This is a genomic window from Pontibacter russatus (assembly GCF_009931655.1).
In the GTDB taxonomy this organism is placed as follows: Bacteria; Bacteroidota; Bacteroidia; order Cytophagales; family Hymenobacteraceae; genus Pontibacter; species Pontibacter russatus.
Genome location: NZ_CP047984.1, coordinates 3,353,261 through 3,371,701, shown reverse-complemented (window position 1 = coordinate 3,371,701; position 18,441 = coordinate 3,353,261). Strand labels below are relative to the sequence as shown.

Below are 18,441 nucleotides of genomic sequence, written 5' to 3'. Positions count from 1 at the left end.
TAAAAAGCTAGGGAAGTTTGAGGGTCAGGAAGTTTAGTGGGCGTGCCGTTTATATATGGCCTGCCATCAACTATTAAACAATTTAACCATCAAACCATTCAACAGCAAACAATCAGCAACCAACAATCAGCCATTTAACAACCGGCAAATGCGTACCTTTGCACTCTTTTTATATATCCCGCTATGGAAGCAACAAACAGGAAACCATTTTACGCGGCGGCCATCGCGGCCTTCGTGATATGGGGTTTTATCCCTTTTCCGCTCAAGGCGCTGGCTGCGTACCCCAGCGGGCAGATCCTGTACTTCCGGGTGATGCTGTCGGTGGCGATGCTGCTGGTAATCTCTTTGGTTTTCCGGCGCGGGCAACTGCAGGAAACAGTGGCGCAGGTGAAGAACGCGCCGCCACAAGACAGGCGACAGTTTATGCTATATACCTTTTTAGGGGGCGTGCTGCTCACCATCAACTGGCTAGTGTTTATATATGTCATCAACCATATCGACATCCAGACGGGCTCGTTTTCTTACCTGCTCTGCCCCATCCTGACGGCGGTGCTGGGCTTCCTGCTGCTGAAGGAGGAACTGCGGGCGAACCAGTGGCTGGCAATCGGGCTAAGCGCCCTGAGCTGCGTGCTGGTGGGCACGGGAGAACTGTCAAGCCTGCTGTTCAGCCTGCTCATCGGGCTGAGCTATGCCTTTTACCTGATTACGCAGCGCATCCTGCGGGGCTACGACAAAATCGTGTTGCTCACGCTGCAGCTGTTGCTGTCTTTTGTGCTTCTGGCGCCCTTTTACTCCTACCTCAAAGGAGACAGCACTGTGGCGCTGGGCACACACTTTTTCATGAACATTGCTTTGCTGAGCGCAGGGTTTACGGTGCTGCCGCTCTTCCTCAACCTCTTCGCCCTGAAAGAGCTGACCTCCGGCACCATCGGCATCCTGATGTACATCAACCCCATCATCAATTTTCTGGTGGCGTTCTTTTACTTCGATGAGGAAACCACACCCACCAAGTTGCTGGCGTACCTCCTCATCTTTATTTCCGTGGTGATCTATAACCTGAACACCGGGGGCCGCAAAAAGCGGGGCAACGGGCTCGTGATTCCGCCTGTGGGCACCACGGCAGTCGGTAAATAAAAAGAGCCCCGCCAGTTTGTTCGCTGGCGGGGCTTCTCTTATATATGGTATATTCTACTGCTGCTGGCCCGGGTTTTGTTTTCTTTCCTTCTCCTTGTCCAGCTCTTGCATCTCGCGGGCGGCTGAGTCTACGTTAGAGGGCATGTCCCCGAACTGGTCGGCCTGCTCCCCTGTCACGGCGGTGTCGCCGATGGCGGCCGGGCGCGGCTCGTTCAGGTGCTCGGCGTCTGTCATATCCACGATGGCCTCTGAGGTGCTGGTGTCGTCGGTGGGGTTGGCAGCGGGACGCTCGCCGTTACAGCCAAAGCCCAAAACAGCCGCAAAAGCGACTGCCGCCCCTGTTTTGTATATTTTTGATGCTATTTTCATGTCTGTTTTCCGTTAGTTCTTAAGCTATTTTTAACGGCTTGCAGGCTAAATAAGTTATATAGGGAGGCAGGGAGTTGGAAAGTTGGAGAGTTATAAAGTTAAAGAGTTAAAGGGTTGAGAGGGCGATGCCGTTTATATATGGCCTGTTTCAATCAACCATTAAACAACTTAACCATTTAGCCATCAAACCATCTAACAACCATTAACTACCAATTAGACCATCAAAACCCGACGCCGACGGTAATGCCGGTTCTGGCCTTGTTGCCCTCCTGAAACGAGGTCACGAAATCAACCCGGATGATTTTGAAGATGTGCTCAATTCCCACGCTCAGTTCCAGGTAATGGCGCGACTCCTGCGTGTGCAGGTAATTCAGGCTCCCCACCTCCTGCCACTTGAGCTTTCGGAACAGCGGTATTTTGTTGAACAGGAAGCCGTTGAAGTGGTGCTCGTAGTGGGCCTCCAGGTAGCGGTTGTTGGTGCTGTAGCGGTAGTAGTCCAGCAACTGGAAGCCTTCATATATACCAGCGAACAGGGTGCGGTTGCCGTTGAAGTGCTTGTAATCCATCAGGTACATGGCCTTCTTGCCCCAGAACGTGCCGCCCGTAACGCTGTATTTGCTGCGCCCAAGCAGGCCAAAGCCCATCTCATCGCTGATGCGGAGCGCGGCGGTGTGAAACTGCACATCGCTGCCCATCGCTTTAATACCCGTGCGGTAACCGAGCGAGAAGGTGGGGTATTTGGAGCCGAGGTTGATTTTATTATCCGGGCGCGAGATATACTCCTGCCCTGGCTGCACACTCACGCTCAGGCTCAGCGTCAGCGCCTCGTGGGCCGAAAAGGAAGCATCTGGCAGCTCCGCATTTTGCGGTACGTTGGAGGTAAAGCGGCTCTCGCTCCCGCTGCGGTCGCGGAGGGTGTAGTCGGCTGTGTTTTGTAGCGGCATGCGGTGCGCGTAATCGAGCCAGCCGTTCAGGAACACGCCGTTTAAAGGTTCGCCGCGGTAACTGATGCGTCCGAAATCGCGCTGGTACAGCTTCATATAGTTGCGCTCCGCCGCCAGCGTATAGAGGGTGTTCACGAACGGCGAGATAGGCTCTGCGCTGCTGATCTGCTCCACGTACCGGCCTCCTTCCAGAGATATGGTGCTGTTGCCGATGGGGTCGTAGTTGTATGTGAGGCGCAGTTTGGCGTTCAGCTTCTCGTTTGCGAAACCGTAGCGCACAGCCGGGGCAATCTCGTAGCGGGTGCGGTCTTCGAAGCGCCGGGTATACTGCATCCGCAGGTCAGCCACAGCGCCCTCCACCGTATTATATTGCAGCATGCTTGGTTCGCCCGTAACGCCTATGGCGGGGTTGATGCCGAAGAACCTGCCTTTGTAGGTGTTGGAGTAAGTATAGCCGCGCACCAGGAAATTGCCGAAAGAGGGCACGTTGCGCACCCCGTCCAGCGAGTCCTGGTAGGGCTGGGATTTCTTGATGACTTCCAGACTGTCTTTTTTATGGTAGTCTGTCACCTCCTCCTGCGTCAGCGGCACCGGCCTCACCGCCGCCCAGTATGCCGAGTCGCGCTCGTTGGCTTCTTCCTCCACCACCAGAATTTCCCTGCTGAACAGCTTCTCATCATGTATCGGCTGCTGCGCTTCCGGCGCTATCTCCTCCGGGGCAATCACTTTGATTTTTCCCTTTTGAGGAGCCGGCCTTGACCCGGCTGCTTGCTCTTCTGGCTCCGGCTCCACTTCCTGCAGTTGCGGCGGCCGGGCGTAAGCGGGCTGCACTTTGTAGCTGGAGTACACGGCCATGGCATAGCCGCCGCCCTTGAAACCGAGCCCCGCCGCCTCAAAGCTGAAGCGCTGCGACACCGGCATCCAGACGTGCTCCGCCACCGACGCATATACTTGCCGCACCCGTATCCAGTCCACGAAGTCGATGCCCGCGTCTTTCGTCAGCCGCAGGTCGGTGCTGTGGATGCGCCAGGTGCCGTCTACGATGTAGATATGGCCCGAGAAAACCGGGTCGTTTTTGCGGCGGGGGATGACTTTTATCTTGTTGATGGTGCGCCCGTCTTCCTGAAAAGCGCCCATATACTCGAAGCGGTAATAGAAAAGCGCATTGTTGGCCAGCGGCGACACAAAGCCGCGTTCGCTCAGCCCCTCCACCTGCAGCAGGTTATCGTAAAAGCTGACGTTCATCTCGGAGGCCTGGTTAAAACTGAAGCCTTTCTTCTGACCGCTCACCTTGCTCGATATCATGCGCTCGTTCACCTTATCGGGCTTCTTAAAACTCAGCTCCGACACCGACTCCGACAGGTATACGATGCCCGTGTCCACATCCACCATTTTGATGCCCAGTATCTTGGAGGGCACTTTGTCCAGGCGGTACACGCCCTTCATATAGACGCGGGCGCGCCAGGCGTTCACTTCGTTCAGGTGGTATTTGCGCAGCCGGATGGCGTTGCGCATGATGCGGTAGGCCGGGTCTTCGTCGGCGGCGCGCACTACTACCTCCTGCAGGTTCAGCACCTCGGGCTGCAATTGTATGTTCAGTTCCTGCGTGCCCTCGCCCACCGTCACGGTCTCGAACCTGGCGCGGTAGCCGACATATTTGAACTCAAGGGTGTAAGTGCCGGGGCGGAGCTGCAGTTGATACAGCCCCTCCTCGTTGGAAGCGGTGCCGCTGGCCGTTTCCTTTATATAGATGCTGGCGAAGGGCAGGCCTTTCCCGTTCTCGTCGGTGATGCGGCCGCGCACCACGCCTGCCATGGAAAGCACCGGCAGGAACAACAGCAAAAACAGAAAGGCGTAGCGCATATGCGGCAGGGTGTAAAGCAACGGGAGGCGGAGCAAGGATTTTCTTCTGTGTCGTGCTGTTTCCATCTATCTCTCAAAATACGAGATATAGTTTTAGAACGCAGAATTCAGCTGGAAATGTTTGAGGTGGAGTGTTTTATATATGGCTTGGGAGTTTGCTTCAGTTGTTTTTCATTTATCAAGCCTATTCCTTAAATCCATTCTCCCATGGAGTATTCTGATTACTTCAATATCTTTTAAAACTGGTGTTCTATAAAAGATGATGTGCTTGCCGACTCCAAACCCTAAGATTTCTTTTGAAATTTCATCATAATTTTTGCCACTTGTGGGGTTCTCAGCTATTTCCTGACAAGCAGCAATGATTAGTTCATAATATTTATCCGCTTGCTTCTCGGACCATGCTTCATAAGTGTAATTCCAAATTTCCGAAAGGTCTTCGACAGCTTTATTGGTCAGAGTGTATTTAGCCATTTTTTCTTTTCCTGGCCTTTAACATCTCTAAATGGCTTTTTGCATCGAAGTCTTTCGCAATTCCGCTCTCAATCCCTTCCTGAACTGCATTCTTCAATGCCTGAACTTTGTTTTCTTCTTCCTCCAAAAGTCGAAGCCCGGCTCGAATAACTTCGCTCGCATTTTTGTAACGTCCTTCCAAGATTCTGTTTTCAACAAAATCTTCAAAGTAATTTCCCAATGATACCGATGTGTTACGTCCCATAGCTTTAAATTTCATATCGAAGTTACCAAATATTGGTAACTCTTCAAACTCATCTATATGACTTGCTGGATTAGAGTTACGTTTAACGTCTTGTATAAACGACGGCGAGGCCGTCGGCCGAAGCTGACGTTTACACGTTGTTGTGTGTAGTTTTTCTTTTTCCAACCTGATTCCATTCAAGTAAGCCTGAATGCTTGCTTATGAGCCAATCTTCAAGAGGTTTCCTCATGTAATCTGGCTCAATTATTAAGTAAGACAGACCAATACTGTTTTTATTCTCTAATTCTAATTTTATTCTGTCAAGTTGAGCGCCTGTCGCTAAATGCTTTTTAGATAGGTGATTCCTTATTCTCTGTCTTGATATTAATTTTCCAGCATGACCGATATATTTAGGTGAAAAGTCGGCTGGTGTTTTCCCTGACCAAATACAGTAAATAATAGCGTTACCTGCTAAACTGTCCAAAGTCGCTTTATTATTGCTATCAAAAGTTGTACAGTCAAAGTCGTTATAGATGATTTGAACAATATTTGACTTGTCAAGAATGGCTTTTTCAGCTATGTCGAAAGTTTCTTCAATTAATCTGTAATTAAAGGCGATATTGTTCATTCTTATCTTCTCTCAACATTAACCACTTTGGCGTCTTTGTTAAATCTAAACTCGTCACGGTGCGCCCAAAGGCCAAACAAGAATCCAATTGAGCCCATTATTAGACCAGATGTTTGTCCTGATGCTTCGTCCATTCCTTTTGTAAATGAGAAAACAATTGCTCCCCAAACCATAGAAAACAAGACGGAGAAGATATATCTAAATACTTTTACTCTGAAAAATAGCTCTACAATGGCATAAGTTAAAACGATAAAAGCAACTACACCCCAAGCCCAATTGATTTTATAAGTTTGAACAATAAGCACACTTAGGAAAATTGATAAAGCAAAAATCTCAAAGAACAGTATACCGCCTGACCTTTTTCTTATAATTACATTTCTTGCCATTATTTTTTATTGTTATAAATTACACACAACTAGTGGATATATGAAGTTATTACGTTTAGCCATCTAAATACAGGTAGATAATCGTAAATGGGCTAACGCATATACTATATAATATAAGCAATATATAAAGCGGCAGCCACTTATCCATATAATTCTGCTTTCCAAACTACTTTATCGCAACAACTTCCTGCGCCAGCGCCTCCCGCTTCGCCAGCCGGTTTTGTAGCGCGTATCAGCACCTCGCTTATATATAAACAAAACCTGCGTTGCCTATATACCGCTCCTGCATGGCGTTGTTTTCTTCATCAAGGGTATATCATCAGGAATATAAAGGCAAACAGGTTCACGAGCAGCACCACGCCGTACACCACATTTGTCTTGCCGCTGTTCAACGACAGCATCACTGTAAACACGGACAGCCCTAACAGGATGATAGATTTGATGTCCAGACCCAGAATGATTTTGAAATCATAGAGGATGCAGACGATGGCCACACTCGGGATGGTCAGGCCTATACTTGCCAGGGCCGAGCCGAGCGACAGATTTAAACTGGTCTGCAGCCGGTTGTTTCTGGCAGCGTTGATGGCGGCAATGCCCTCGGGCAGTAGAATAATGGCTGCGATGACAATACCCACCAAGGTCTTTGGAAGGCTGTAGCTGGTAATAATGCTTTCGATGGTGGGCGAGAGCGTTTTGGCCAACAGCACCACAATCCCCAGGCAAACAAGAAGGAACACCAGGCTCGTGAAAAACATCCTGTTGGTGATGACGATGGGAACTGCTTTTTCCTCGTTTTCGTCTTTGCCAACCGTCAGAAAGTATTGCCGGTACTTCCGGGTTTGCGCGAATAAGAAGCAGGAGTATATAACCAGGCAGGCAATAGAAGCGAAAACAAGCTGGGGGTTGGAATAATAGGAACCCGCCACGCTCTCTGTGAAGGTGGGGAACACCAGCGTGAAAACAATAATAGATATAAGCGAAACCAGCGCAATGGTGACAGAAGGCTTGGAGAAATCCTGCTCGTAATGCTTGATGCTGCCGATTAACAGGCAAAGCCCGACGATGCCGTTCAGAATAAGCATGGTGGCCGCATATACGGTGTCTCTGGCCAGCGAGGCAGCTCCCTGCCCTTCTGACATCATCAGGGATATGATGATGGAGACCTCGATAACCGTTATCGCGATGGCCAGGATGATGGTACCGTAAGGTTCGCCCACCCGCTCCGCGATTATTTCGGAGTGGTGTACCGCCGACATCACACTGAAAATAAGCAGTACGCTCGCTACCAGCTGGAAGAGGGTGCTGTCATATATAAGCCCGGAAAAAAACAGCAGCCAGGCCAGTAGCGGGATGATAGTCGTCCACTGAAGTAATGCTCTCATTTTATCTATTTGTGAAACGTCAAAAATAATTTTTCAGCTAATGCTGCGTGAACATCGCGCCCGCCCTGCAAACAGCACACACAGGCATACGATTTATTGCCAGCTTCGGCAGACAGCCGCAGCCGGGACAACGCATATACCATGCGCCAGAAGCAATATAACAAATGCCCGGTTACTTGTTCTCTTAACCTGGCTTCGCGAACAATTTTACCGCAGTACTTTTTGCGCCAGCGCCTCCCGTTTTGCCAGTCGGTTTTTGTAGCGCACATTCAGCGCCACGCCCAGCAGCACCAACGCCATGCCCATATACGACCACACATTGAACAGCTCCCCGAAAAGGAAGTAGCCCAGCAGCAGCGCATATATAATCCCGATGTAGTTAAGGTTGGCCACTTTGGAGATTTCCTCCGTCTGGTACGACATTGTCATGTAGTACTGCCCCAGTTGCGTGAGCAGGCCCACCAGCAACAGCAGTGTCCAGTCCCAGCCCTCGGGCTGCACCCAATTGAACAGGCTATATATACCCACCACCGGCAGCGTCACCAGCGGGAAGTAGAAGATGATAACCAGCGGGTGCTCTTTCGTGTTGAGCTTCCGGACGATGGTGTAGGCGATGCCGGAGAAAACGGCGCTCAGCACGCCCAGCCACAGGTAAAACGGGTCCACGCTTGTCTCCACGCCCTCAATCACCAGCACGCCGCCAAACGACAGCCCGAAAAACACCCACTGCCAGGGCCGCACCCGCTCCTTCACGATAAAGATGCCCAGGACAGCCGTGAAGATGGGAGCCATATACTGCACCATGGCCGCCGTGGCCAGCGGGATGTGCTGGAGCGTGTTAAAGAAAAGGAGCAGCGCTGTGGCCCCCGCCACTCCCCGCGCCACCAGCCATATATGATGGGTGCCCCACACGCTCACGCTCGCGCGGCGCAGGTAGGCGTAGCTGATGATAAGCGAGATAACGGACCGGAACATGATCACCTCCGCCGCCGGCAGGTGCGACACCAGCTTCACGCAGACGTTCATCAGCGAAAAGAACAGCGTAGACAGCAGCATGTATTGTACTCCCTTCGAAAGCATTGGCCTGTTTTCTCTTCAAAGCTGCAAAGGTCAGGATTTTTGGTTGATTGTGTTGGTTGCTGGTTTTTAATTACTGATTGCTGGTTGCTGAGTTGTTTGATAGTTGAATGGCTGAATGGTTGATTGAGATGAGCTATATATAAACCGCACCTCCCTCTCAACTCTCTAACTATTTAACTTTCTAAGTCTCTAACTTTCAAGCTCCGGCGCGTATTGTTTATATTAGAGGCATCAATCACTTCAGATTTGGACCGAGAAAAGAAGCAGAAGCATTATACACCCAAAGAAGCCTTGGTGAAGGCGGCGGCCTACTGCGCTTACCAGGAGCGCACGCAGCAGGAAGTGCGTGACAAGCTATATACCTATGGCCTGGAGCCGGACGATGTGGAAGAGCTGATTGTGCGCCTGAGCCAGGAGAAGCTGATTGACGAGGAACGCTATGCGCAGAGCTACGTGCGCGGCAAGTACGGCCTGAAAAAGTGGGGCCGCCGCAAGATAACGCAGGGCCTGAAAAGCAAAGGCATCTCCGACTACTGCATCAAGCAGGGCATGAAGGAAATTGACCCGGAGGTATATGAGCAAAACCTGCTGGGCCTGCTGGAGAAAAAGAACGCCACCGAAAAAGAGAAGAACCCCTTCCTGCGCCGCCAGAAGCTGACGTACTTCCTGGTGAGCAAAGGCTATGAAAACGATCTGGTGCAGGACGCGCTGAAAGGGCTGGAAGGTAGTTAGAGAGTTAGAAAGCTATAAGGTTAAAGAGTTAGAGAGTTGCGGGCGGTGCGGTTTATATATAGCTCATCTCAATCAACCATTGAGCCATTCAACAACCAACAACCAGCAATCAACTACCGCTTCGGCGGGAGCTGCGGATTTCCAATCTTGCGCTGGGGCACCAGCACGACGCGGCGGCCGGTTATTTCCTCCAGCATGGGCTTCAGGATTTTCTCGGCGTTCATGGTGGTCTGGCGCAGGATACCGGAGTTCAGGGCCGCCTTCTTCACGTTCTGCTCGGCGTATTTATACCCCTCCTCCACCAGTTCCGCATCCTGAAAGTACGTGTTCTCTTTGCTGAAAACCTTGGATTTGCTGTGGTCCACTTTGTAATAGCAGATTTCGGGGGCGGGCAGGGCCACCTGCACCAGCGTATCGCCCTGAAACTGGATATCGGCCTGCGTTATTTTGGAAAAGTCCACGCAGCCCACCGCCTCGCCCGACACGATGAGCACCAGCTTGGAATTCGGAATAAAGCGGGAGACGGACTTCTCGTACTCCACCACATCCTTAAAATTGTAGCGCACCAGCTCCATGCGCCCCAAATCCTCCACCGAAGTTAATACCGTGTTGAAATTAACCACCACCTCCGGCTCCTTCTTCTCCTCGGGCTTGTTGAAAAAGCTCCCGAAGATGCGCCAGAAAAAAACACCAGCGATGACGATGAGCACCCAGGGAAGCAATCTGAACAGGAGGCGGAACAGGGACATGCGGCGTTATAAGGTTTTAGATGCGCGTTTAAATTATCTTACTTTTACGCAGTTTCAACACAAACCATGCCCAATAAGTTACAAGCGCTGCTGCCCAGAGTTCAGCTAAGCACCACAACCGAAAGCCGCATACAGGTGGCACTGGCGCTGCTCTGGGCGGTGCTGCACACGGTGCTGTTCTTCAAGTACGGCGTCCGCACCACCGACGACTCCCGGGAGTACCTGACTTATGCCCACTCCATCGCCGGTGAGTTTCACTTCGCCAACAACTATTATATCAAGTACCTGGGCTACCCTCTGTTTCTCGCCTTGCTGTTTAAGCTGGGGCTCGGCCTGAAAGGGGTCATTGTTGTGCAGACCTTGCTCTCGGGCATCGCCACTATCTACTTTTACCGTACCACCAAACTACTGGCGGGCAATGCGCTCGCTCCTGCCCTGGCTACCTTTCTGCTGATTATATGGTACGACCTGCAGCTTTTCCACGCCTTTCTGATGACAGAGTCGTTGTATATAAGCCTGCTGATGTTTGGGTTTTATATTGTCGTGAAGGCAGGTTCTCTAAGGCAATCGCTGTGGGCGCTCCCGGTGCTGCTGTATGTGGCGCTGGTCAGGCCAAACGGCTTCATAGCGGTGGTGGCCTATATGGCGTACGTGATCACGGTTGTTTATATAGGGGCCCCGACCAGGCGGGCCCGCCGGTTGCTCGTGCTGGCCGTCATAACAGTGCCGCTTGCGGCCATTCTGGTTGTGGACCAGTACCTGCTGCAGTCTTTCACGGTGGTGGAAACCTACGAAAAGGGCGAGGTGATTTACCTATACAAGGGCCTGCTGGTCCATTCCGACAAACCGATCATCATGCCTCCCGCTAACGCCTCTCCGCTCACGAAGCTATATGTGTTCGTCCGCGACAATACCTCCTATTTTTTCAGGATGTCTGCCTTGCGCTTCCTGCTGTTCTGGGGAAATGTGAAGCCTTTCTTCTCCTTCTTCCACAATGCGCTGATTATACTGCTCCTCTACCCGATGTACTTTTTTGGGGCCAAAGCTTTGCTGCGGAATCATACAGCGCTTCCGGTTCGGATGTTCGGTGTGCTGCTGGTGCTGCAGCAGGCCTTTATCACCACTATCACGAGCGAAAACGAAACCGGGCGATTCCTGATGAGCGTGGTGTTTGTGGTGTTTGCCTTTGGCGCCGCAGGAGTAAGCTGGCAACTGGAAACGTGGCGATCAAAGCCGGGGGATTAGCTTCTTCCTACACCCAGCATTATAAGACAAGCAGTTAATATATAACTCCCCTTATAGCCTCCCACGTCTTGCCCCAATGTTTGAACTCTAAAGTGTTTCATAACAAGAAGTTACTACATATTATCTAAAATACCTTACATAAATTTGTAAGTGACTACTTACTTCAATAAATTTGCTGCGTATAAAAGACAAACTTTTAACTATCAACGTGTATCGCAAGAAGATGCTAGAGTATATTAAGACAATTTTATTAAAAGTAAGTTTTGATAAAATGCTGTTTGAGAAGGAATTGCGAAAAGCCTTCAAAGTTTTGGCAGCAGAAGAGTTACAGCAACTCAAGCAGTGGTGCTACGATCAGTTCTCCGGGATGTACCTGCTCATCCTGAACAGGGTCTTCACCAGATCGCAAGCCCAATAATTACTTATCTTCTGTTTGCTGCTCCACAAAACGGATGTTGCGCAGCAAGCCGTTATAGCCGGTGCGCTTCACAGCCGACTTCCTGAACAATTGCGAGAACACCTCCTGCGTCAGCTCCTGCCAGTCACTTGCCTTCATCTCCTTCAGGTGCGGGTGTGGCGCAAAGGCAGGCTCGTGGTGAGGCTTGCTGAAGCGGTTCCAGGGGCACACGTCCTGGCATATATCGCAGCCAAACACCCAGTTCCCGAACTTCCCCTCCATCTCCTGCGGCAGCTGGTCTTTCAGCTCAATCGTGAAGTATGAGATGCACTTGCTGCCGTCCACCACGTAAGGCTCGGTGATCGCGCCGGTGGGGCAGGCGTCGAGGCAGCGCGTGCAGGAGCCGCAATAATCCTTGATAGGGCCGTCGGGCTCCAGTTCCAGATCGATGATGAGCTCGGCGATGAAATAGAAACTGCCGACCTGCGGCGTGATCAGGTTGCTGTTTTTGCCCACCCAGCCCAGGCCGCTTCTCTTGGCCCAGGCTTTGTCCAGCACCGGGGCTGAGTCTACGAAGCAGCGGCCGCCCACCTTTCCTATTTCCTCATTTATATATAGCAGCAGCTCTTTCAGCTTGTCTTTGATGACAAAATGGTAGTCGGTGCCGTAGGCGTATTTCGAAATTCTGTAGGTGCCCTCCTCCGGCTGTTGCCCCCCTTCTCCGGAAAATAATTCAGCAGCAGCGACACCACCGATTTGGCCCCCTCCACCAGCAGGCGCGGGTCCAGGCGCTTGTCGAAGTGGTTCTCCATGTAGTGCATCTGTCCGTGCATGCGCTGGTTCAGCCAGCGCTCCAGCCGGGGCGCTTCCTCCTCCAGAAACTCTGCGTTGGAAACACCGCAGTACATGAAGCCCAGTTCTTGTGCTTTCTGCTTGATCAGATGGGTGTAGGTTGCTTTGTTCAAAATGAATGATAAAATATGCTGCGTTTCATTGCCTCACCAAAATTACGCTAAAATAAATCCGGAATGGTATATGAGTGGTATATACCAGTCCCAGACGCTCGCGGGAGCAGCAACAAAAAGAGCAGGCCTGGGGCCTGCTCTTTTATATATAAACGTAATCACAAACAGCTCTAACTTTCCTGGTCGAACAGCCCCCCTGTGGCCGCCACATGCTGCGGCGGGATTTTGCCCAGGTGCCTGTACGCGGCTTCCGTGGCCTCGCGGCCGCGGGCGGTGCGCTTTATATAGCCTTCCTGTATCAGGAACGGCTCATATACCTCTTCTATTGTCTCGGCCTCTTCTCCGCAGGCCGTCGCGATGGTGGAAATACCCACCGGGCCGCCCTTGTACTTGTCGATGATGCAAAGCAGGATGCGCTTGTCCATATCGTCAAGGCCGTTGTGGTCCACGTCCAGCGCGTGCAGGGCGAACTTTGCGATGTCTACCGAGATGGTGCCGTCGCCTTTTACCTGTGCGAAATCGCGGGTGCGGCGCAGCAGGTTGTTGGCGATACGCGGCGTGCCCCGGCTGCGGCGGGCAATCTCAAAGGCAGCGTCGTCGTGGATAGGCGCCCCCAACAGCATGGAGGACCGCTTCACGATGGAGGTCAGCAGTTCAGAGTCATAATACTCCAGGCGGCTGTTGATGCTGAAGCGGGCACGCAGCGGTGCCGTCAGCAGGCCGGAGCGCGTGGTGGCTCCGATCAGCGTGAACGGGTTCAGGCTGATTTGCACGGAGCGCGCGTTCGGGCCGGAGTCCAGCATGATATCGATCTTGTAATCCTCCATGGCCGAGTACAGGTACTCCTCCACAATCGGGTTCAGGCGGTGGATCTCGTCGATGAACAGCACGTCGTTCGCCTCCAGGTTCGTCAGCAAGCCCGCCAGGTCGCTCGGCTTGTCGAGCACCGGACCCGAAGTCATCTTGATGCCCGAGTTCAGTTCTGCCGCGATGATGTGCGAGAGCGTGGTTTTACCCAGGCCCGGAGGGCCGTGCAGCAGCACGTGATCCAGCGCCTCGCCGCGGCGCCTTGCCGCCAGCACAAACACCTTAAGGTTCTCCACCACCTTCGCCTGGCCTGTGAAATCGGCGAAGCTGAGCGGGCGGAGCGCTTTGTCTATATCACGTTCGGCTGGCGTCAGGTTGTCTTTCTCGCCAGTGAGATAATCTTCTCTCATCTTCTGTTCTTCTGATTTTCTGCAGCTTCTGCTGTACTGAATGGTAACAGTTGCGGCTGCTTATTTGCTCCCTATCAGCCTACGAATTTACTGCTTTTTGCTAACTATTTTATATATAAAGTTAATAAATCTAACATAATTAGCAATCCACGGATTTTCTATATAAACTCTCCCCTCTCCAGTACCTTCACCTGTAACCACCGAAGCCATGCCATCACCCCATAGAGATATCACCAGCCACGCCTTCTTCAGCCCCGGCGACGATTGCCTCAACGCTATTGTCGCCAGCATAGAGGAGGCAAGCCAATCTATCAACATCTGTGTATTCACCATCAGCGACGACCGTATTTCGGATGCTATCGTGCACGCCCACCGCCGGGGTGTCCGCATCAGGATCATCACCGACAACAAAAAGCTCCACGACACAGGCTCAGACATAAGGGAATTGGCTGCCAGGGGACTGGAGGTGCGGATAGACAAAACAAACAGCCACATGCACCACAAGTTCGCTATTTTCGACGGCACAAGCGTGCTGACCGGCAGTTACAACTGGACCCGCAGCGCCGCCCTATATAACCACGAGAACATCCTGATCACGGACAACCCCGGCATTGTGCAGGACTACAGCAGGGAATTTGGCCGGTTGTGGGAAGACATGATGCGTTACAACCCCGGTGGCAAAAGCAGGAACGCGTTTGAAGATTCATGGTGAAAGGCTTCGCGCTCCGGACATTCTTCCCGTTCCAGGCGTTCGCGGGAGCAGCGCACACCGATAGGTCTGCCGCGGGGCTAATCTTCACTGAACTGTCAAGGCAGTATCGTGCCTATATATCCCCTCCCGAAAAACGAACCAACGACTATTTAAACGCCTGAATACCGGTGATGTCCGCACCGGTGATGAGCAGGTGGATGTCGTGCGTGCCTTCGTAGGTGATCACGGATTCGAGGTTCATCATATGGCGCATGATCGGGTACTCGCCCGTGATGCCCATGCCGCCGTGTATCTGACGCGCCTCGCGGGCGATGTGCAGGGCCATATCCACGTTGTTGCGCTTTGCCATTGAGATTTGCTGAGTGGTGGCTTTGCCTTCGTTCATCAGCGCGCCCAGTCGCCAGGCCAGCAGCTGCGCTTTGGTGATCTCGGTCAGCATTTCGGCCAGTTTCTTTTGCGTGAGCTGGAAAGCGCCGATTGGCTTATCAAACTGGATGCGCTCCAGGCTGTATTTCCGGGCAGATTCATAGCAGTCGATGGCCGCACCAACGGCACCCCAGGAAATACCGTAGCGGGCAGAGTCGAGGCAGCCGAGCGGACCTTTCAGGCCGTCGATATTCGGCAGCAGGTTCTCTTTCGGCACTTTCACGTTATCAAACACCAACTCACCGGTAGTGCTGGCGCGCAGGCTCCACTTGTTGTGGATCTCCGGGGTGGAGAATCCCTCCATGCCGCGCTCCACGATCAGGCCCTTGATGCGGCCTTCCTCATTTTTGGCCCACACCACGGCCACCTGGCACTCCGGCGAGTTCGAAATCCACATCTTGGCCCCGTTCAGCAGGTAATGATCGCCCATATCCTTGATGTTGGTGACCATGCCGCCGGGGTTGGAGCCATAGTCAGGCTCTGTCAGGCCGAAGCATCCCAGCCACTCGCCGCTCGCCAGCTTGGGCAGAAACTTCTTCCGCTGCTCCTCAGAGCCGTATTTATAGATGGGGTACATCACCAGCGAGCCCTGCACCGAGGCCGTGGAGCGCATGCCCGAGTCACCGCGCTCAATCTCCTGCATGATGATGCCATAGCTGATGTAATCGAGGCCTCCGCCGCCATACTCCGTGGGGATGGCCGGGCCGAAAGCGCCCACCTCGCCGAACTTCTTCACGATCTCGGAGGGGAAATGCGCCTCCTGCGCCCACTGCTCTATATAGGGTGAGATCTCACGCTTCACAAAGTCGCGCATCGTCTGCCGGATAAGCTTGTGCTCGTCTGTCAGCAACTCGTCGACGTTGAAATAATCAGGTGCTCCTGCATATTCGTAAGCCATGGGGTTTGTTGTTAATTGTTTGTCGTTGCTTGTTGTCCAGCACTGCAACAGTCTGTATAAGCAAGTTAACAAATTAGCCGCCAATCCATAAAAAAAAGCCCCGCCAGACGGCAAGGCTTTTTCTATATACAAACTCAGCAAACTTAAAACTTCAGCCCCACCGACAGCAGGTAATTGCGGGTGGCCTGGGGGTAGTAGAAATTCTCCGTTACCTGCTCGCCATATATATAGCTGTAGGTATAGCCGTTGGCCGCGTACCTCTCGTTGAACACGTTGTTGATCAGCAGCCCCAGTTCCACCTCTTTCAGCAGGTTTTTGAAGCCGATGTTGTAGCGGAAGCGCAGGTCGCCCACCTGGTAGGCGGGTATAATCCGGTTGTCGTTCTCGGTGTTGTCAAGGTACTGCTTGCTTACGGTTTTATATATAAAAGCTGCCCGCAGCCCCTGCAGCACCTGCACCTCCAGCTGGCTGGTGCTTACCCAATCCGGGGAGAAGGCAATGGTGGTTTCGTTGTAATTATTTTGCACCTGATCGCCCGTTTCATAGTCATCTATATACTCACTGAAGCCGTTGATTCTGCTCCGGCTATAGGCAAGGTTGCTGCTCAGCGTGGCGGCTTCTCCCAAACGCAAAGTCCCGGCCAGCTCCACGCCCTGCCGGAAGCTGTCGTCGATGTTGGTGCGGGTGTAGGCGCCCACGTCGTTGATCTGCCCCGTCAGCACCAGCTGATTTTTGTAGTCCATATAGAAGTAGTTCAGCTCCACGTCCGCCGAGAGCGACTGCCCGGCCAGTTCAGTTAAGCCCATATGGCCACGGTAGCCTGCCTCCACGTTGCGCAGCGTTTCGTGCTTGGGTCTGCTGCTGGGTGAGGACTCGGTGAAATCGTCGCGCACGGGCTCCCGGTTACCGATCGCGTAAGAGGCATAGAACTGGTGCCCCGGCTGCAGGCTGTACGTCATGCCCGCTTTCGGATTCCAGAAAGTATAATCCGCTTCCTGTGTGATGTTCTCGCCGTCATTGTCATACCCTAGGAAGGAGTACCTGACCGTGCGCAATTGCAGGTCGCCAAACACATACAGCTTGTCCGTGAGGCCGTAATTTACTTTTGCGAAGATGTTGAAATCGGTTTTCTCCGAGTCGTTCTCGTAATACCGGTCGCGGATGTTGGAGGTGGAGGCGTAACGTGCCCAGATGATTTCCCCGAAGTGGCGCCCGTCATATCTGTTCCAGGCTCCGCCCAAAGTGGCGTTCAGGCGACTGTCAGGATTGTACTGCAGGGCATAGGTTGTGCCGTAAAAATCGTTGTCGAGCCAGCGGCGGCGCACAAGATCGGTGGAGGAGACGGTATCGCCACCGATCATTATATCGGCCAAGCCATAATCCGCCAGGTCATCGTCAGCACGAAACTGCTCGTAGTAGCCCCGCCCGTAGGTATAATGCAATGCCCCGGAAAAGCTCAGGCCCGGCATAAAGTCATGTGCCAGGTGCAACTGGTAGTGGTCCTGCTGATAGTTATCGGTTTCGTTGTCGTAGGTGTAGTAATTGTAGCTGCGGCCAGCGTTTGCAAGGTTGGCGGAGTCAGCCCCGGTTATATAGTTGCGGTTTATATAGGCCTGCAGATCGGCGGCGTTGCCATATACCAGCGCCTCGGGCGTGCCGTACCAGGCCTGGTAAGTTTGCTCTTTGCCGGAAAAAGTAATGAACTTCACGGAGGTTTTGTCGCCGTAGTAGCCCCCCGAGAAGTAGAAGGATTTCAGGTCGGAGGAGGCGCGGTCTATATAGCCATCCGACGTGATACGCGACAGGCGGCCGTCGAAGGCGAATTTGCCGTTGATGAGGCCCGTGCCGAAGCGCACGTTGTTGCGCCAGGTGTCGAAGGAGCCGTAGGTGTGGTCTGTCTCAGCATAGGCCTCGCGGCGCACCTGCTCCGTCTGGATGTTGAGGCTGGCCCCGAACGCACCGGCCCCGTTGGTAGAGGTTCCGACGCCGCGCTGCACTTGTATGTCCTGCACCGAGGAGGCGAAGTCCGGCATGTTTACGAAGAACACGCCGTGGCTCTCGGCATCATTCACCGGAATACCGTTCACCGTCACGTTGATGCGGGTGATGTCGGAGCCCCGGATACGGATGCCAGTGTAACCCACGCCAGCACCGGCGTCAGAGGTCACTACCACCGAGGGCACCTGCTCCAGCAGGTAAGGCAGGTCCTGCCCGAAATTCCGCGCTTCTATCTCCTCCTGGCCTACGTTGGTGAACGTGGTGCCGGTGTGCTCATCGGCGCGGGTGGCCTGCACTACTACTTCGCTCGTCCGGAGGGCCTGCGGCTGCAGCGCTATGGCTACCTCCGTGTCCCGCCGCAGGGCCACTGCGACCCGCTGCTGCTCAAAGCCGAGGTAGCTCACTTTCAGGGTGTAGTTGCCCGCTGGCAAGTTTGGGAAGGAGAAAGTGCCGTTGGCCCCTGCAGCCACGCCTGTGCCTGAGTTCTCCAGCACCACGTTGGCTCCGGCCAGGGCCTCGCCCCTGGCTGCACTGGTTACGCGGCCGCCCAGCTGGTACTGGGCAAGCAGCTGCAACGGCAACAGCATGGCTGCCACTGCAATCAAAAAATTACGCATTGTAC

The 18,441-nt window shown here is 53.0% G+C and carries 17 protein-coding genes and 1 pseudogene; 5 read left to right on the top strand and 13 right to left on the bottom strand.

Features of this window, described 5'->3' with window-relative positions; translation table 11 throughout:
* Positions 1 to 183: 183 nt before the first annotated feature.
* On the top strand, positions 184 to 1,134 hold the full coding sequence (locus tag GSQ62_RS14025; RefSeq protein WP_161890084.1) for an EamA family transporter: 951 nt from the start codon (positions 184 to 186) through the stop codon (positions 1,132 to 1,134).
* Positions 1,135 to 1,188: 54 nt separating this feature from the next.
* On the opposite strand, the gene GSQ62_RS14020 is transcribed toward GSQ62_RS14025, so the two are convergent.
* The 8 genes from GSQ62_RS14020 to GSQ62_RS13985 all read right to left on the bottom strand — a co-directional run bounded on the left by GSQ62_RS14020 (position 1,189) and on the right by GSQ62_RS13985 (position 8,480).
* Positions 1,189 to 1,503 carry a hypothetical protein gene (locus tag GSQ62_RS14020; RefSeq protein WP_161890083.1) on the bottom strand — a complete coding sequence of 105 codons (315 nt, stop codon included), beginning with the start codon at positions 1,501 to 1,503 and terminating at the stop codon, positions 1,189 to 1,191.
* Positions 1,504 to 1,724: 221 nt separating this feature from the next.
* Complete coding sequence (locus GSQ62_RS14015) at positions 1,725 to 4,310, bottom strand: DUF5686 and carboxypeptidase regulatory-like domain-containing protein (protein ID WP_161890082.1); 2,586 nt, start codon at positions 4,308 to 4,310, stop codon at positions 1,725 to 1,727.
* A gap of 171 nt (positions 4,311 to 4,481) precedes the next feature.
* A complete protein-coding gene (locus tag GSQ62_RS14010) occupies positions 4,482 to 4,781 on the bottom strand; it encodes a type II toxin-antitoxin system RelE/ParE family toxin (RefSeq protein WP_161890081.1) in 300 nt (99 codons plus the stop codon).
* Positions 4,774 to 5,190, bottom strand: a complete 417-nt coding sequence (locus tag GSQ62_RS20875; RefSeq protein ID WP_237586631.1) for a type II toxin-antitoxin system ParD family antitoxin — start codon at positions 5,188 to 5,190, stop codon at positions 4,774 to 4,776. Before GSQ62_RS20875 ends, GSQ62_RS14010 begins: the two co-directional genes overlap by 8 nt.
* A complete protein-coding gene (locus GSQ62_RS14000; protein ID WP_161890080.1) occupies positions 5,156 to 5,632 on the bottom strand; it encodes a hypothetical protein in 477 nt (158 codons plus the stop codon). Before GSQ62_RS14000 ends, GSQ62_RS20875 begins: the two co-directional genes overlap by 35 nt.
* 2 nt (positions 5,633 to 5,634) lie before the next feature.
* The gene (locus GSQ62_RS13995; protein WP_161890079.1) at positions 5,635 to 6,018 is read right to left on the bottom strand and encodes a hypothetical protein; all 384 of its coding nucleotides are present in this window, start codon (positions 6,016 to 6,018) and stop codon (positions 5,635 to 5,637) included.
* Between the two features lie 305 nt (positions 6,019 to 6,323).
* Positions 6,324 to 7,400, bottom strand: coding sequence for a calcium:proton antiporter (locus GSQ62_RS13990; RefSeq protein ID WP_161890078.1), 1,077 nt, complete (start codon positions 7,398 to 7,400; stop codon positions 6,324 to 6,326).
* 207 nt (positions 7,401 to 7,607) lie between these two features.
* Positions 7,608 to 8,480, bottom strand: coding sequence for a DMT family transporter (locus tag GSQ62_RS13985; RefSeq protein ID WP_237586630.1), 873 nt, complete (start codon positions 8,478 to 8,480; stop codon positions 7,608 to 7,610).
* Between the two features lie 246 nt (positions 8,481 to 8,726).
* On the opposite strand from GSQ62_RS13985, the gene GSQ62_RS13980 reads away from it, so the two are divergent.
* Complete coding sequence (locus GSQ62_RS13980; RefSeq protein WP_161890077.1) at positions 8,727 to 9,212, top strand: regulatory protein RecX; 486 nt, start codon at positions 8,727 to 8,729, stop codon at positions 9,210 to 9,212.
* Positions 9,213 to 9,325: 113 nt separating this feature from the next.
* On the opposite strand, the gene GSQ62_RS13975 is transcribed toward GSQ62_RS13980, so the two are convergent.
* Positions 9,326 to 9,961: a DUF4230 domain-containing protein gene (locus tag GSQ62_RS13975; RefSeq protein WP_161890076.1), complete on the bottom strand. Its 636-nt coding sequence runs from the start codon at positions 9,959 to 9,961 to the stop codon at positions 9,326 to 9,328.
* A 66-nt stretch (positions 9,962 to 10,027) separates the two neighbouring features.
* Here GSQ62_RS13975 and GSQ62_RS13970 point away from each other — a divergent pair, with 66 nt between their 5' ends.
* A complete protein-coding gene (locus GSQ62_RS13970) occupies positions 10,028 to 11,206 on the top strand; it encodes a hypothetical protein (RefSeq protein ID WP_161890075.1) in 1,179 nt (392 codons plus the stop codon).
* Between the two features lie 223 nt (positions 11,207 to 11,429).
* On the top strand, positions 11,430 to 11,624 hold the full coding sequence (locus GSQ62_RS13965) for a hypothetical protein (RefSeq protein WP_161890074.1): 195 nt from the start codon (positions 11,430 to 11,432) through the stop codon (positions 11,622 to 11,624).
* Here the strand turns inward: GSQ62_RS13965 and queG are convergent.
* A pseudogene (queG, locus tag GSQ62_RS13960) lies at positions 11,625 to 12,511 on the bottom strand (tRNA epoxyqueuosine(34) reductase QueG).
* A 227-nt stretch (positions 12,512 to 12,738) separates the two neighbouring features.
* On the bottom strand, positions 12,739 to 13,785 hold the full coding sequence (ruvB, locus tag GSQ62_RS13955; protein WP_161890073.1) for a Holliday junction branch migration DNA helicase RuvB: 1,047 nt from the start codon (positions 13,783 to 13,785) through the stop codon (positions 12,739 to 12,741).
* Positions 13,786 to 13,993: 208 nt separating this feature from the next.
* On the opposite strand from ruvB, the gene GSQ62_RS13950 reads away from it, so the two are divergent.
* Positions 13,994 to 14,497: a phospholipase D-like domain-containing protein gene (locus GSQ62_RS13950; RefSeq protein WP_161890072.1), complete on the top strand. Its 504-nt coding sequence runs from the start codon at positions 13,994 to 13,996 to the stop codon at positions 14,495 to 14,497.
* A 145-nt stretch (positions 14,498 to 14,642) separates the two neighbouring features.
* Here the strand turns inward: GSQ62_RS13950 and GSQ62_RS13945 are convergent, their stop codons facing one another.
* Entirely contained in the window at positions 14,643 to 15,821 is a 1,179-nt protein-coding gene (locus tag GSQ62_RS13945; RefSeq protein ID WP_161890071.1) for an acyl-CoA dehydrogenase family protein, read from the bottom strand.
* 143 nt (positions 15,822 to 15,964) lie between these two features.
* Positions 15,965 to 18,436, bottom strand: a complete 2,472-nt coding sequence (locus GSQ62_RS13940) for a TonB-dependent receptor (protein ID WP_161890070.1) — start codon at positions 18,434 to 18,436, stop codon at positions 15,965 to 15,967.
* Between the last annotated feature and the right edge of the window lie 5 nt (positions 18,437 to 18,441).

What these genes read in the sequence shown, in the direction of transcription:
- GSQ62_RS14025 (WP_161890084.1), top strand. Translation starts at nt 184, where the DNA reads ATGGAAGCAACAAACAGGAAACCATTTTACGCGGCGGCCATCGCGGCC.
- GSQ62_RS14020 (WP_161890083.1), bottom strand. Translation starts at nt 1,503, where the DNA reads ATGAAAATAGCATCAAAAATATACAAAACAGGGGCGGCAGTCGCTTTT.
- GSQ62_RS14015 (WP_161890082.1), bottom strand. Translation starts at nt 4,310, where the DNA reads ATGCGCTACGCCTTTCTGTTTTTGCTGTTGTTCCTGCCGGTGCTTTCC.
- GSQ62_RS14010 (WP_161890081.1), bottom strand. Translation starts at nt 4,781, where the DNA reads ATGGCTAAATACACTCTGACCAATAAAGCTGTCGAAGACCTTTCGGAA.
- GSQ62_RS14000 (WP_161890080.1), bottom strand. Translation starts at nt 5,632, where the DNA reads ATGAACAATATCGCCTTTAATTACAGATTAATTGAAGAAACTTTCGAC.
- GSQ62_RS13995 (WP_161890079.1), bottom strand. Translation starts at nt 6,018, where the DNA reads ATGGCAAGAAATGTAATTATAAGAAAAAGGTCAGGCGGTATACTGTTC.
- GSQ62_RS13990 (WP_161890078.1), bottom strand. Translation starts at nt 7,400, where the DNA reads ATGAGAGCATTACTTCAGTGGACGACTATCATCCCGCTACTGGCCTGG.
- GSQ62_RS13985 (WP_237586630.1), bottom strand. Translation starts at nt 8,480, where the DNA reads ATGCTTTCGAAGGGAGTACAATACATGCTGCTGTCTACGCTGTTCTTT.
- GSQ62_RS13975 (WP_161890076.1), bottom strand. Translation starts at nt 9,961, where the DNA reads ATGTCCCTGTTCCGCCTCCTGTTCAGATTGCTTCCCTGGGTGCTCATC.
- GSQ62_RS13970 (WP_161890075.1), top strand. Translation starts at nt 10,028, where the DNA reads ATGCCCAATAAGTTACAAGCGCTGCTGCCCAGAGTTCAGCTAAGCACC.
- GSQ62_RS13965 (WP_161890074.1), top strand. Translation starts at nt 11,430, where the DNA reads ATGCTAGAGTATATTAAGACAATTTTATTAAAAGTAAGTTTTGATAAA.
- ruvB (WP_161890073.1), bottom strand. Translation starts at nt 13,785, where the DNA reads ATGAGAGAAGATTATCTCACTGGCGAGAAAGACAACCTGACGCCAGCC.
- GSQ62_RS13950 (WP_161890072.1), top strand. Translation starts at nt 13,994, where the DNA reads ATGCCATCACCCCATAGAGATATCACCAGCCACGCCTTCTTCAGCCCC.
- GSQ62_RS13945 (WP_161890071.1), bottom strand. Translation starts at nt 15,821, where the DNA reads ATGGCTTACGAATATGCAGGAGCACCTGATTATTTCAACGTCGACGAG.
- GSQ62_RS13940 (WP_161890070.1), bottom strand. Translation starts at nt 18,436, where the DNA reads ATGCGTAATTTTTTGATTGCAGTGGCAGCCATGCTGTTGCCGTTGCAG.